The 13270-nt window shown below is 65.3% G+C and carries 16 protein-coding genes; 12 read left to right on the forward strand and 4 right to left on the reverse strand.

All coding sequences use genetic code 11. The annotated features are described in order from the left end of the window. Positions 1-171 precede the first annotated feature (171 nt). From PY310_RS05445 to PY310_RS05465, 5 genes are all read left to right on the forward strand, one after another. Positions 172-522, forward strand: a complete 351-nt coding sequence (locus PY310_RS05445) for a DUF3846 domain-containing protein (protein WP_275213247.1) — start codon at positions 172-174, stop codon at positions 520-522. Positions 523-608: 86 nt separating this feature from the next. After that, positions 609-1610 (forward strand): acetylxylan esterase, encoded by a 1002-nt coding sequence (locus PY310_RS05450; protein ID WP_275213248.1) that lies wholly within the window; start codon positions 609-611, stop codon positions 1608-1610. A gap of 228 nt (positions 1611-1838) precedes the next feature. Further along, the gene (locus PY310_RS05455) at positions 1839-2948 is read left to right on the forward strand and encodes a 3-deoxy-7-phosphoheptulonate synthase (RefSeq protein ID WP_275213250.1); all 1110 of its coding nucleotides are present in this window, start codon (positions 1839-1841) and stop codon (positions 2946-2948) included. 138 nt (positions 2949-3086) lie between these two features. Then, the gene (locus tag PY310_RS05460) at positions 3087-3299 is read left to right on the forward strand and encodes a helix-turn-helix domain-containing protein (protein WP_190987656.1); all 213 of its coding nucleotides are present in this window, start codon (positions 3087-3089) and stop codon (positions 3297-3299) included. Between the two features lie 173 nt (positions 3300-3472). Then, on the forward strand, positions 3473-3571 hold the full coding sequence (locus PY310_RS05465) for a 30S ribosomal protein bS22 (RefSeq protein ID WP_003792170.1): 99 nt from the start codon (positions 3473-3475) through the stop codon (positions 3569-3571). A 122-nt stretch (positions 3572-3693) separates the two neighbouring features. Here PY310_RS05465 and PY310_RS05470 read toward each other — a convergent pair whose 3' ends face one another. After that, a complete protein-coding gene (locus PY310_RS05470; RefSeq protein ID WP_275213251.1) occupies positions 3694-4512 on the reverse strand; it encodes an HAD family hydrolase in 819 nt (272 codons plus the stop codon). A 101-nt stretch (positions 4513-4613) separates the two neighbouring features. On the opposite strand from PY310_RS05470, the gene PY310_RS05475 reads away from it, so the two are divergent. Together PY310_RS05475 and PY310_RS05480 are read left to right on the forward strand one after the other, a co-directional pair. Next, entirely contained in the window at positions 4614-4868 is a 255-nt protein-coding gene (locus PY310_RS05475; protein WP_275213252.1) for a glutaredoxin family protein, read from the forward strand. A gap of 90 nt (positions 4869-4958) precedes the next feature. Beyond that, positions 4959-5663 carry a redox-sensing transcriptional repressor Rex gene (locus tag PY310_RS05480; protein ID WP_275213253.1) on the forward strand — a complete coding sequence of 235 codons (705 nt, stop codon included), beginning with the start codon at positions 4959-4961 and terminating at the stop codon, positions 5661-5663. A gap of 60 nt (positions 5664-5723) precedes the next feature. Here PY310_RS05480 and PY310_RS05485 read toward each other — a convergent pair whose 3' ends face one another. The 3 genes from PY310_RS05485 to PY310_RS05495 all read right to left on the reverse strand — a co-directional run bounded on the left by PY310_RS05485 (position 5724) and on the right by PY310_RS05495 (position 8032). Continuing rightward, positions 5724-6536: a Yip1 family protein gene (locus PY310_RS05485; protein WP_275213254.1), complete on the reverse strand. Its 813-nt coding sequence runs from the start codon at positions 6534-6536 to the stop codon at positions 5724-5726. Positions 6537-6708: 172 nt separating this feature from the next. Continuing rightward, on the reverse strand, positions 6709-7350 hold the full coding sequence (locus PY310_RS05490; RefSeq protein WP_275213255.1) for a hypothetical protein: 642 nt from the start codon (positions 7348-7350) through the stop codon (positions 6709-6711). 133 nt (positions 7351-7483) lie between these two features. Continuing rightward, positions 7484-8032: a YceI family protein gene (locus PY310_RS05495; RefSeq protein ID WP_275213256.1), complete on the reverse strand. Its 549-nt coding sequence runs from the start codon at positions 8030-8032 to the stop codon at positions 7484-7486. 195 nt (positions 8033-8227) lie between these two features. On the opposite strand from PY310_RS05495, the gene PY310_RS05500 reads away from it, so the two are divergent. The 5 genes from PY310_RS05500 to ccsB are packed head-to-tail and all read left to right on the forward strand — an operon-like array spanning position 8228 to position 13140. Further along, positions 8228-8908 (forward strand): histidine phosphatase family protein, encoded by a 681-nt coding sequence (locus PY310_RS05500; RefSeq protein WP_275213257.1) that lies wholly within the window; start codon positions 8228-8230, stop codon positions 8906-8908. Between the two features lies 1 nt (position 8909). Further along, entirely contained in the window at positions 8910-9524 is a 615-nt protein-coding gene (locus tag PY310_RS05505) for a TlpA family protein disulfide reductase (protein ID WP_275213258.1), read from the forward strand. A 15-nt stretch (positions 9525-9539) separates the two neighbouring features. Beyond that, complete coding sequence (locus tag PY310_RS05510) at positions 9540-10295, forward strand: cytochrome c biogenesis CcdA family protein (protein ID WP_275213259.1); 756 nt, start codon at positions 9540-9542, stop codon at positions 10293-10295. Continuing rightward, positions 10295-12019, forward strand: a complete 1725-nt coding sequence (gene resB, locus PY310_RS05515) for a cytochrome c biogenesis protein ResB (protein ID WP_275213260.1) — start codon at positions 10295-10297, stop codon at positions 12017-12019. The genes PY310_RS05510 and resB overlap by 1 nt, the downstream gene beginning before the upstream one ends. Beyond that, positions 12019-13140: a c-type cytochrome biogenesis protein CcsB gene (gene ccsB, locus PY310_RS05520; protein WP_275213262.1), complete on the forward strand. Its 1122-nt coding sequence runs from the start codon at positions 12019-12021 to the stop codon at positions 13138-13140. Before resB ends, ccsB begins: the two co-directional genes overlap by 1 nt. Positions 13141-13270: the final 130 nt, after the last annotated feature.

Genomic DNA, 13270 nt, shown 5'->3' on the forward strand with positions numbered 1-13270 from the left:
CGACTGGCCGGCCGGTCTGGCCGCAGGTCTCGCTGTGGTCTCACCACACTGTAGGCCATGCGCTCCCCACCATTTTTGCGGGTTCCTTGCGCGCGGGCCGGGAGCCCACGCCCCGGGCGGCGGCCGGGAACATCCGAACGCCCGGCACAGTTAACTCAACAGGACGAAAAAATGAGCACCAAATTTACAGCACTGATAATCCCCGCCCCCACTGAACAACCAGTCCGCGTGGAGTCCATTGAAGCGACTCTGACGAACCTCCGGGAACTGGTTGAGGGCGACATTGAGTCGGTCATGCGTGGCGACTGGCAGGTCTACCTCAACGCCGAGGGGGTGATTCGGGACCTGCCGCTGAACGTGCGGGCGGCCCAGCTAACGTATGACCGTGGCCTCGATCTGGCCGGAGCCGCACGCGGGTGCGCCGTTTTCCTGGGAAGTGACGGACACCGCGGGGAAACGGACGTGCCGGAGCATCTGGTCAAAAGGGCCGAGGAACTCTTCGGAATGCCGCTGGCCGCCTAGTGACCGCGGCCACCCGCGCACGCCAAGCCGGTTGTCTGACGTAGGATCTCCAACAGGTATTCCAGACGAGACAGGACCGGCCACCGATGCCCCTTTTCGACCTCCCCCCAGAGAAGCTCCGAGGCTGCACCTCCACCGTTTCGCCTCCCGCCGACCTGCAGGACTTCTGGGACACCACCATCGAGGAGGCGCGAACGTTCCCGCTCGACGCCTCGTTCCAGCCGGCCCAAAACCACCTGACGGTCATCGACACCTTCGACGTCACGTTCGCCGGCTACGGCGGCGCGCCCATCAAGGGCTGGCTGCACCTCCCGGCGAACCGCGAGCCCGGGAGCCTGCTGCCCGTTGTTGTGCACTACGTTGGCTACTCAGGCGGGCGCGGCCTGGTCAATCAGGACACAAAGTGGGCGCAGGCCGGCTACGCCCACTTCATCATGGACACGCGGGGCCAGGGCTTCGGCGGGATCGTCGGCGACACTGCGGACCCCCACCCGTCCGCCGGGGACGTCGCCTATGCCGGACTCATGACGCGCGGCGCCGGCAGCCGCGAGGACTACTACTACCGGCGGGTTTACGTCGACGCCTTCCGCGCGGTGGAGGCTGCCCAATCCCACCCGGAGATTGATGCCGCCCGGGTGATCCTGAGCGGAATCAGCCAAGGCGGCGGCATCGCGGTGGCGGTTGCCGGGTTGGCCGCTGGAAGGCTCGACGGCGTCATCGCCGCGTTGCCCGACGTCCCCTTTCTGCAGGACTTCCCGCGGTCCATCGACCTTGCACTCCGCGGGCCGTACCCGGAAATAGCCGCCTTCCTGGGCCGGCACCGGGACCGGTATGAGCCGATGCTGGAGGTGCTGAACTATTTCGACGGGGTCAACCTGGCCCGGGCTGCCACCGTACCGGTGCTCTACTCGGTGGCGCTGATGGATGATGTCTGCCCGCCCTCCACCGTCTTTGCCAGCTTCAACGCCTACGGTGACCGCTCCGCCGCCCCGAAGGAGATCGAGGTCTACCGGTTCAACAACCACGAGGGGGGCCAGGAGCACCACTGGATCCGGCAGCTGGAATACCTCCGCGGGCTCCTTGGCTGACGAGTGTTACGCCGCGGTTTTGTCACGGCGGCGGGCTGAGGCTATCGTGTGCTTATGACTAACCGTTGGTATGCGTATTTTTCGTTGGCTCTGGAGGAGCCCGCGTCTAACTGACACGCATCCAACTTCCTTCAGAGCCAACAGGGCAGAGATCATTCTCTGCCCTTCGCCATTTCTCCGGCGGGTTCTGATTTGGGCCCGCTTCCTATCTGGAACAGGACCCCGAGCATGAGCCCCGCAACAGCCACCACCGCAAAATCCACATCCAACCTGCGCGTCAGCGAATTCACGCCGCTGCCCACGCCGGCGGAACTCATCGCCGAGTTGCCGCTCGATGATCGGGTGGCAGACGTCGTTGAACGCGGCCGCGATGAGGTCCGCGCCATCATGGACGGCGTGGATGACCGCCTGCTGGTCATCGTTGGCCCCTGCTCCATCCATGACCCCAAAGCCGGCCTCGAGTACGCCCGCCGGCTGGTCAGCCAGGCCGAGAAGCATAAAGCGGACCTGCTGATTGTCATGCGGACCTACTTCGAAAAGCCCCGCACCACGGTCGGCTGGAAGGGCCTCATCAACGATCCGCGGCTGGACGGCAGCCACGACATGGCCGTTGGGCTCCGCGCCGCACGCGAGTTCCTGCAGCAGGTCACGGCGCTGGGGCTGCCCACCGCCACCGAGTTCCTCGAGCCGATCAGCCCGCAGTACATGGCGGACCTGATCTCCTGGGGTGCCATCGGTGCCCGCACCACCGAAAGTCAGATCCACCGCCAGCTCGCCTCCGGCCTGTCCATGCCCATCGGCTTCAAGAACGGGACCGACGGCGACCTCCAGGTGGCGGTCGACGCCTGCGGCGCCGCCGCGGCAGCGCAGGCCTTCCTGGGAATCGACGGCGACGGCCACGCCGCGCTCGTGGCCACGGCTGGAAATCCTGACGCTCACGTCATCCTCCGCGGCGGACGGAAAGGGCCGAACTACTCGGCAGCCGACGTCGAAAGCGCCTCCGCGAAGCTCGCTGCCAAGGGCCTGAACCCGCGGCTGATTGTCGATGCGAGCCATGCGAACAGCGGCAAGAGCCATCACCGGCAGGCTGAGGTGGCGCTGGAAATCGGTGCCCAGCTCGAAGACCGCGGGCAGGCCGCACATGCCATCGCCGGCGTCATGCTCGAAAGCTTCCTGGTGGGCGGGGCGCAGAACCTGGACGTTGCCGAGCACGCCGCGGGCCGGTCCGAGCTGGTCTACGGGCAGAGTGTGACCGATGCGTGCATGGACTGGGACGTGTCGGTTGCGGTGCTGGACCAGCTTGCGGCGTCCGCCAGGAAACGCCGCAGTGAGCAGTGATTACACCGGATGACTTTCACTACAGCCCCATCAACCTCTAGAGTATCTATCACATGGTTGGTGGATGGCTCAGCATCGGCACACCGCAATGGAACACAGCTGGGGTCAGTAGTCATCCGTCAGCAAAGGAATAGGGAAATGTCCGCAGAACAGAACTTCTCGAACGCGAAGTTCCTGACCGTGGCCGAAGTGGCCGAGGTCATGCGCGTCTCCAAGATGACCGTCTACCGCCTGGTCCATTCCGGCGAAATGCCCGCGGTGCGTTTCGGCCGGTCGTACCGGGTGCCGGAAAGCGCCGTCGAACAGTACCTCAAAGGCGCTGTAGTGGATGGACATACCGAAACGGCCTGAACAGTGTGACGGTCCGTTCGACGGCTGCGGTCAGTGACCGCCGCAAAGAAGCGGTACCCTGTTAAGGAACGTTTTACGTCATTGTAAGAATCTGTCAGTTGTCTTTGTCTGTAGCTCTGTCCACGGACCTTTTCCATCAGACAGGTACTGCATCTAGTTTGTGAGGAACTTTCGTGGGTTCAGTTATTAAGAAGCGTCGCAAGCGTATGGCCAAGAAGAAGCACCGCAAGCTGCTTCGCAAGACTCGTCACCAGCGCCGCAACAAGAAGTAGAGATACTTCAAGAAGCGCGAAAATGCCCGTTGCCTTCCCGGCAGCGGGCATTTTTGTCGTTCGGCCCCATCTAAGTAGCGCTAAGTGTCGTTTTGAGCGCCCAAAACGACACTTAGCGCTACTTAGATGCGGGGGCCGCGGAAGCGGGCGAAACCCTTCCAGAGTCCGTAAACCACGCCGCCGGCTGTTGCCGCCTTCAGGCCAAGCGTGGCGGCACGGCGGCCGGAGCGGAAATCGTAGACCGGCCAGTTGTGATCACGGGCGTGGCTGCGCAGCCGCGAATCGGGGTTGATGGCCACGGGGTGCCCCACGAGGGTCAGCAGCGGGATGTCGTTGTAGGAATCGCTGTAGGCCCAGCACCGCTTGAGGTCCAGGCCTTCCGTGTCGGCCAACTCCCGGACAGCCACAGCCTTGGCCGAGCCGTGCAGGATGTCGCCCACCAGCCGGCCGGTGTACAGGCCGTCGGCCACCTCGCCAACAGTGCCCAGCGCTCCGGTGAGGCCCAGGCGGGTGGAGATGACCGTGGCCACTTCGATGGGGGTGGCCGTGACCAGCCAGACGCGCCGTCCCACGCGCAGGTGCTGCTCGGCCAGGGCCTTGGTTCCGGGCCAGATCCTGGAGGCGATCATTTCGTCGTACACTTCTTCGCCCAGAGCCTTGATGTCCTCCACGGGGATGCCTACTGCCAGGGTCAGGGCCGAGTCCCGAACGGCATGGACATCGTCCATATTCTCGCCGCGGGCTACAAACTTGAACTGCTTCCAGGCCATGCCGGCCGCCTGCCTCAGCGTGAACGCCCCGCGCTGGTGCATCTTGCGGGCGACATGGAAAAGGCTGGCGCCCTTCATCAGGGTGTTGTCCACGTCGAAGAAGGCCGCTTCGCTGGTCTGCATCACCGCATCAGGCTGGGTGACTACAGCGACGTACTTCTCCTGGGGCATGTCCATGAGTCTAGTCAATGCCGGGCAGTGCAGATTCCAGAACAGCCGCCGCCCGGACGGCAGGCGCCGCGGCCCGCCTCCGGGAAAGGTACGGTTGAATCATGGCAAACCCGGAGGTAGTCCTCATCACCAAAGCAGACTGTCACCTGTGCGCAGAGGCGCGCGATGCCGTCGAACGCGTTACCTCTGCACTGGGACTTGAGTGGACGGAACAGCAGGTCGACGAACTGCCCGAGCTGCGTGAGCGCTACGCCGAGGAAATCCCGGTGGTGCTGGTGGACGGCGTCCAGCGAGACTTCTGGAAGATCGACGAAGCCCGCCTGGAACGCGTTCTCCAGCGGGCACTGCGCGTTTAGGCAACCGATTGCATTGCATGACGCCGGCTTTGTTGGCAGAGGCGGCGGGGATCTAGAGTGGAGTCACAACGCGAGGCAATGGAGGGGAAAGTGAGTTCGCTGGATTCATCTCCCCGGGCCGTAAACGGAACAGTGGCGCCCGCCGGGGAGATCGCCAAACAGATTCCGCCCGCTGCGGTGGCGAGACTGACCATCTACCTGCGCGCCCTGAACACCCTGCTGGCCGACGGCGTGGAGCGGGTGTCCTCGGAGTCCCTGGCGGAAGCGTCGGGCGTGAGTTCCTCCACCCTGCGCAAGGACCTGTCCTACGTGGGCTCCTACGGGACGCGCGGTGTGGGCTACGAAGTGCAGTATCTGAGCCGCCATATCTCCGCTGCCCTGGGCCTCACCCACGACTGGAAAGTTGCCATAGTGGGGGCCGGCAACCTGGGCAAGGCCCTGGCCCGCTATGACGGCTTTGAATCCCGAGGCTTCGACGTGGTGGCGATTTTCGACGCCGACCAGCTCGTGGTGGGCAACGAGGTGGGCTGGCTGCGCGTGAGCGACGTCGCCGACCTGGAAACCGTGCTGCGCCGAACCGGCACCAACATGGTGGTCCTGGCGCTGCCGGCCGCGGTGGCCCAGGCGGTCTGCGACCGCGTGGTGGCAGCCGGCGTGCACAGCATCCTCAGCTTCGCTCCCGTCATGCTGCAGGTCCCCGACGGCGTCAACCTGCGGAAGGTTGACATGGCCACTGAACTGCAGATCCTGGCCTACCACGCACAACGGGCGCAGACCCCGGACCAGACCGCCTAGCCAATGGCTTGGCGGGGTCCGCGGGGTCCACGCCCGTAAGGTGCGGGTTACTGCGTCGACCTACTGTCCGTAAGGGTTGCCCGGTGTGGCGTAGGGGTTGGTGAACGGCTGCTGCTTGCGGAAGTAAGGAGCAGTGGTGGGCAGGTACAGCAGGACGATGGCCGCAATGCCTGCCAGCGTCCCCAAAGTCCCGAGGTTGGGAACCTGGAACAGGCTGAATACGGACAGGGCGGCGAAGATGGTCCCCAGGACCCTGGCCCAGTTTTTACCCTTCCGGACGAAGAAAGCTACCAACAGGTACATGGCGGCCCCCAGGATGGCGATGACCACCAGCATGCCGGCGAGAGCGCTCTTGAACTCTTCGAAGTTGAACTGAGCGCCGTTGGCGCCGCTGCTGCGCATGGCATCGTCGAAGGCCGCCCGCGTTGCCGGGTCATCGAGCATCGAGATCCCCATGAGCATGGAAATGACGAACACCACGGCGGCAGCGATCAGGAGCCAGAAGGAGACGTTGACCAGCTGGGGAATGCCGCCGGGCCCGGTGGCCTGCGGCTTCTCCGAGGGGTACTGGGCGTAGGGGGACTGTCCGTACGGCTGCTGGCCGTAGGCCGGGGGAGCGGGCTGGCCGAACTGCGGCGGGGTCTGCCCGTACGGCGGTGCAGCGGGCGCATTTTGTCCGTACTGCGGCGCGTTCTGGCCATACTGCGGGGCATTCTGGCCGTATTGAGGTGCGTTCTGCCCGTACTGTGGTGCGTTCTGGCCATACTGCGGAGCGTTGTCCGGCTGCGGGCTGTTCTCGCCATAGCGGGGTGCGGGCGGCTGATTGCCGGGCTCAGGCTCGTTCGGGACGGGAGGCGGGACTGGCGTGCTCATGAGCGGTCCTTTGCAGGTTGGAAGTCAGTTCGGCTGCTGGGTGCAGTCCACTGGCCCTGCCCCCAGTACGGCTTACTTCAACCGTACCCTCCGGCCGGGTGGCGGCGGGTCATTCCAAAGAGGTATTCCAGCCAGGCGGGAAGCCGGCGGGCGCGGTGCCTGCAACGGACGGCTACGCGCGGCCCCTGACGGCGGTGAACCAGGCCTGCGAATTGGGAAGCCACATCAGGACCGTCGCCGCGGCACTGATCAGGAACCCAAGCCAGTTGTTGCCTATGCCGCCGCCCACGCTGCCGCCGATCAGCGCCAGGACCAGGGAGACGGCGGCCACGATGGTCAGCGCCAGGCGGGCCCACTCCTTGCCGTCCTTCATCTTCAGGGCGAGGACAATCTGAGCCGCGGCCAGGGCGAGTGCCACCAGGACCAGCAGGAGTAGCAGGGCGGCCAGTCCCGGGGCGACGGTGAACAGGGCCAGGGTGGCAAGCAGCCCGAAGAAGCTACCGAGGACGCCGAGCATGCCGCCGACGAGCCAGATCCAGTAGGAGACCTTGAGTTCGAGGGGGAGTCCGGCCACGGTGAACATGCCGGCAAGACCGCCTCTGGGCATAACCTCGTTGAAGCTCCGCGGCGCGTCGGCGGGCCTTTGGAACGGGAATCCGGCCGGCTTTTGGTGGCCCTGCCGGTCCGGCGCGGGCTGCTGCCCCTGCGGGCGAGGGAAACGTTGCGGCGGTTCGTAGCCCGCGGGAGGAACGTTGCCGGCAGGTGGCTGGGCGCCGGGCTCCCGGGGCTGCGGTACGTCACTGGGGTTGCTCATAGGCCTCACTCTAGACGGCATATTGCTGCTGGCACCGGGATTCGGGGCGAACCAGCGCGGAACGGAGGGTTAAAGCACTGCGCCCGGCCGCGGCTCCAGAGGGAGCCTGCGGCCGGGCGCAGTTTGAAAAGAATTATGCTGCGGGGGCGATGAATGCCAGCTCAAGGTTGACGGCAACCTTGTCGCTGACCAGGACGCCGCCGGCGTCGAGGATGGCGTTCCAGGTCAGGCCGAAGTCCTTGCGGCTGATGGTGGTTTCGGCGGATACGCCGGCGCGGGTCATGCCGAACGGGTCAACAGCCACGCCGTTGAACTCTGTCTCCAGGGTGACCGGACGGGTGACGCCCTTGATGGTGAGGTCACCGGTCAGCTCGTAGCTGTCGCCGGCGGCCACGAGGCCGTTGGAGACGAAGGAGATTTCCGGGAACTTCTCGACGTCGAAGAAGTCTTCGCCGCGGACGTGGCCGTCGCGGTTGGCGTCACCGGAGTCGAAGCTGGCGGTCTGAATGGTGGCGCTGATTTTGGAATCGGCCACGTTATCGGCAAGCTCCAAGGTTGCTGTTGCATCCTTGAACTGGCCCCGGACCTTGCTGATGCCTGCGTGGCGAACGGTGAAGCCGATTTCGCTGTGTGAGGGGTCGAGGGTCCAGGTGCCGGTGGTGACGTCTGCGGGAAGAGCCATGGTATTTCTCCTTGAAATTGTCGGGTGGTAGTTCCGGATAGGCTGATCAGTTGAAGTCTCAACTATCCGCTGCATCTACTATAAGCATGCATTTGCATGTTTTGTTCCATGTTAAGGAACTTTTTTCCCAGAGTTTCAGTTCTACGAAATGTAGAAGATTTCGGATCGCACGCCATCTTTGAGAAACTGGTACACATGCCCCAAGCCACTGTCCATCTGCTCCGCCACGGCGAGGTCCATAATCCCGACGGCGTTCTGTACGGACGGCTGCCCGAATTCCACCTCTCCGAGCTGGGCCGGGAGATGGCGCAGGTTCTCGCCGCGTACTTCGCCGACCGCGCCGCGCAGGGTGCCCGTTTTGTCTACCTTGCGTCCTCGCCGCTGGTCAGGGCCCAGGAAACCGCGGCCCCCGCCGCAGAGGCCCTGCAGCTTCAGATCCATACTGACGAGCGCATCATCGAAGCGGAAAACTACTTTCAGGGCATGAAGGTCACCAAGGCCGAGCTCAAAAGGCCAAGGCACTGGCCGCACCTGATCAACCCGCTCCGGCCGTCCTGGGGCGAGCCGTACAAGGAGCAGGCCGCGCGTGTCCGCGCCGCCGTTCAGGACGCCCGGCTCCGGGCGATCGAACTGGCCGCGGGCGACTACGGAACAAACGGCCCCGAGGCCATCATGGTCAGCCACCAGCTCCCCATCTGGGCCACCCGCCTCAGTGCCGAGGGCCGTCCGCTCTGGCATGACCCCCGCAAACGTGAGTGCACGCTGACGTCCATCACCTCCCTGGTGTTCGACGACGCCGGCGCCCTCCTGCGCGTCGAATACAGTGAGCCCGCTGCCGCCCTTCTCCCCGGTGCTGCCACCACCCCGGGGGCATAAGATGACGTCCAACCCGCGCCCGGCATCCCGCCGCGCCGTCCTGGCCGCGGGCGGTGCCGTCCTGACCGCACTCACCCTGGGGCTCTCCGCCTGCGCACAGGAGGATGCCCTCGCCAAGCAGGCGAAAGCCGGCGACAACAAGAACTACATCGCCGGCGATGGCTCCGTGACGGAATTTGCGGCGGCCGACCGCAAGTCGGCCATCGCCGTCAACGGCACCCTTTTCAACGGCACCACCGTCACGCCCCAGGATTTCCAGGGCAAGGTGACGGTCCTGAACTTCTGGTTCGCCGCCTGCGCGCCCTGCCGGGTGGAAGCGCCCATCCTGGAAGAGCTGCACCAGGAGTTCAAGGACCAGGGCGTGCAGTTCTTCGGCGTCAACCTCCGCGATGAAAAAGCCACCGCCGAGGCTTTCGACAAGACCTTCAACCTGACCTACCCCAGCTTCGACGACAAAGACGGCGGCGTGCTCCTGGCCGTCTCCGGGATTGTCCCGCCGGGCGCCGTCCCCACCACCCTGGTCCTGGACAAGCAGGGCCGGGTGGCCTCGCGTGTGCTGGGCGAAATCCAGAAGGGCACCCTCAAAGCCCTCATCACCGCCGCCGTGGCAGAGTAGCGGCGGCCCCGTACCGTGAACAGCCCCTTTGCCGAAACCATCCTGAACGGCTCCCTCCTGCTTGCCATCCCGGTCGCCCTGCTCGCCGGACTGGTGTCCTTCCTGTCCCCGTGCGTGCTGCCCCTGGTCCCCGGCTACCTCGGCTACGTGACCGGCCTGAGCGGAGTGGACCTGCAGAAGCAGAAACGCGGCCGGATGTTCGCCGGCATCGGGTTGTTTGTCTTGGGATTCTCGGTCATTTTTGTGCTGCTGGGCGGCGCCTTCGGCCAGCTCGGCACGCTCATCACCGGATCGCAGAACGCCTGGATCACCCAGCTCCTGGGCGTCCTGGTGATCATCATGGGCGTGGTGTTCATGGGCGGCCTGGGCTGGCTGCAGCGGGACGCCAAGATTCACGCGAAACCGCCGGCCGGCCTGTGGGGGGCGCCCCTGCTGGGCCTCACCTTCGGCTTGGGCTGGGCCCCGTGCATCGGCCCCACCTACTCCGCCGTCCAGCTGCTGAGCCTCTCCGGCGGCTCATCCGCCGCAAAGGGCGCCTTCCTGGCGTTCGTCTACAGCCTGGGCCTGGGCATCCCCTTCCTCCTGATCGCCCTGGCGGTCCGGCGGGGCATGGGCGTGATGTCCTTTTTCCGCCGGCACCGCGTGGCCATCCAGCGGATCGGCGGCGGCATCCTGGTGGTGCTTGGCCTGCTGATGGCCAGCGGCGTCTGGGGCACCTGGGTCACCGAACTGCAGTACTGGTTCCAAACTGATGTGAAGTTGCCGATCTGATGAGCGAGCGCGTGAAAGCAAAAACAAAATCCCCGGCCCCCGTAGCCGCTGCCAAGGCAAATACGGCCCTCCCCGTCCTGGGACCCCTGGGGATGCTCCGTTGGGCCTGGACCCAGCTGACCAGCATGCGCACAGCGCTCTTCCTCCTGCTCCTGCTGGCGGTTGCCGCCGTGCCGGGCTCGCTGTTCCCGCAGCGCCCGGCCAACCCGTTCGTGGTGACGCAGTACATCAAGGACAACGGGGACTACGGAAAACTGCTGGACACCCTGCAGCTCTTCGACGTTTACTCCTCGGCGTGGTTCTCGGCCATCTACATCCTTCTCTTCATCTCGCTGATCGGTTGTGTGGTGCCGCGCGCCATCGCCCACTACAGGGCCATGCGCTCCCAGCCGCCGCGGACCCCCAAAAGGCTCTCGCGCCTCCCCGAGTACGGCACCCTGGTGGTGCCCGCCGACGCCGGCCTCCCGGCGTCGGACGCCATCCACAGTGCCGCGGGGCTGCTCCGGAAGCGCGGCTACCGCGTTGAGGTCAGGGACGACGACGGCGCGCGGCCGTCTTTGGGTGCCGAGCGCGGCTTCGCCAAGGAGGTGGGGAACCTGGTGTTCCACACCTCGCTGATCGGCGTCCTGGTGTCCGTGGCCGTCGGCGGCCTGTTCGGTTACAGCGGCCAGCGCATCCTGGTCGAGGGCGATACGTTCGTGAACACCCTGGTGGGCTATGACCAGTTCACCCCCGGCACCAACTTCCAGTCCAGCCAGTTGCAGCCCTACTCCATCCAGCTGGACAAATTCGATGTCACGTTCGACCGCGAATCCCCGGGCAAGTTCGGCCAGCCCATCGACTTCAACGCGCAGGTGACCACCAAGGAAAACCCTGACGCACCCGCCAAGCAGGAGGTCCTCAAAGTCAACGACCCCGTCACCCTGGGCGGCACCAGCATCTACCTCACCGGCAACGGCTACGCCCCCGTGGTGACCATCCGCGACGGCGCCGGCAATGTGGCCATGCAGGGCCCCGTGGTGGCCAAGCTCCAGGGCGAGAATTACTACTCGTCCGTGGTCATCAAGGTCCCCGACGCCCGTCCGGACCAGCTGGGCTTTGTGGGCTTCTTCCTGCCCACGGCGTTTGTCACCGACGCAGGCGTTTCGTTCAGCGGCGATCCGGACCTGTTCAACCCCCAGCTGACCCTGAACTCCTACTACGGGGACCTTGGCCTTGACAACGGTGCACCCCAGAACGTCTTCGAACTGGACGTCAAGGGCCTGACCCCGCTGAATAACCGGACCCTGGCGGCCGGCGGCATCACCCTGGCGCCGGGCAGCACCCACACCCTGCCGGACGGCAAGGGCAGTATCACTTTCGACGGCGTGAAGCGGTACGTCGGGGTGGACATCCACCACAACCCCGGCCAGGTCGCCGCCCTGATCTTCGCCCTGCTCGCCGTGGGAGGACTGATCGTCTCGCTCTACGTCAACCGCCGCCGTGTCTGGATCCGCACCGGGACCCACGAGGACGGCCGGACCATGGTGGAATACGGGCTCCTGGCGCGCGGCGAGGATCACCGGCTGGCCGCCGAGGCGCAGTCCATCCGCAAGCTCCTCTCCGAAGAGTGGCAACTCGAAGTTTCCGAACCCACCCAGCAAATTCCCAGCCGCCAGGGCGATAATGGCGCAGACTCCGTCACCACTCCCACCGGCTCCGCCGGACCCACAAAGGACCAGTAATGCCTTTCGTCATTAACGAAACCATGGGCGCATACAGCGAACTGCTGATGCTGCTCGCCGCCGGCACCTACACCGTGGCCTTCATCGCCTTCGCCTGGGACCTGGCGAAAAGCAGCAAGGCGTTGCGCGCCATCGACCTCAAGGCAGCGGACGCTGCAGGGGCTGTTGACGAGGCCAAGGTCCCGGTGGCTGCCGGAGCAGGCGCTTCGCTTCACGCCGGCGCTTCAGCGAACAGGGTGGATTCGCACCTGGCCGGGCCGGCGGGGAGGGCTGAACGACCGTCGTCGTCCGCCGCCAAGCAGGCCGGTGCAGGGTCCCCGGCGGGACAAACGGCCGACGCCGACATGCGCTACGCAGCCGAACGCCGCGTCCCGGCGCGGGTTGCGGTGGCCCTGACCGTGTTGGGTGTCCTGATCCACGGCGCCGGCGTCGTGACGCGTGCGCTCGGTGCCGGCCGCGTGCCGTGGGGCAACATGTACGAATTCCTCACCACGGGCGCCTTTGTGGCGGTAGCCGTGTTCCTGCTGGTGCTGATCCGCCGTGACCTCCGGTTCCTGGGCACGTTTGTTGTTGGCCTGGCCATCGTCATGCTGGTGGCCGCCTCCGTCGCGTACTGGACCCCGGTGGGCCACCTGGTGCCGGCCCTGCAAAGCTACTGGCTCATCATCCACGTCTCCATCGCCGTGATGTCCTCGGCGCTCTTTACCCTGACCTTTGCCATGTCCGCGCTGCAGCTTGTTCAGTCCCACCGGCAAAAGACCATTGCCGCCGGCGGCGCCGACAAGCTTGGCTTCATGCGCCTGGTGCCTTCCGCCCTGAGCCTGGAAAACCTCTCCTACCGGATCAATGCGATCGCCTTCATCGGCTGGACCTTCACCCTGATGTTCGGCGCCATCTGGGCTGAAAAGGCCTGGGGCCGGTTCTGGGGCTGGGACACCAAGGAAGTCTGGACCTTCGTGATCTGGGTGGTCTACGCCGGCTACCTCCACGCCCGTGCCACCCGCGGCTGGACAGGCACCCGGGCCGCCTGGCTGTCGATCGTCGGATACCTCTGCGTGGTCTTTAACTTCACGATTGTTAATCAGTTCTTCAACGGCCTGCATTCCTACTCGGGCCTCTGAGCAGGGGTTTCATTCGGGTCCTTCCGAGCGCCGGCATGATACACCTCGCGATGTCCTAACGAGGCTGTCGCCCGGCAAGCGGTGATGCTACCTTGGTTGAAGCTCGTCCGTGATGAAGCTCGCGGATCGG

The sequence above is a fragment of the Pseudarthrobacter naphthalenicus genome, assembly GCF_029076445.1.
Lineage (GTDB): Bacteria > Actinomycetota > Actinomycetes > Actinomycetales > Micrococcaceae > Arthrobacter > Arthrobacter naphthalenicus.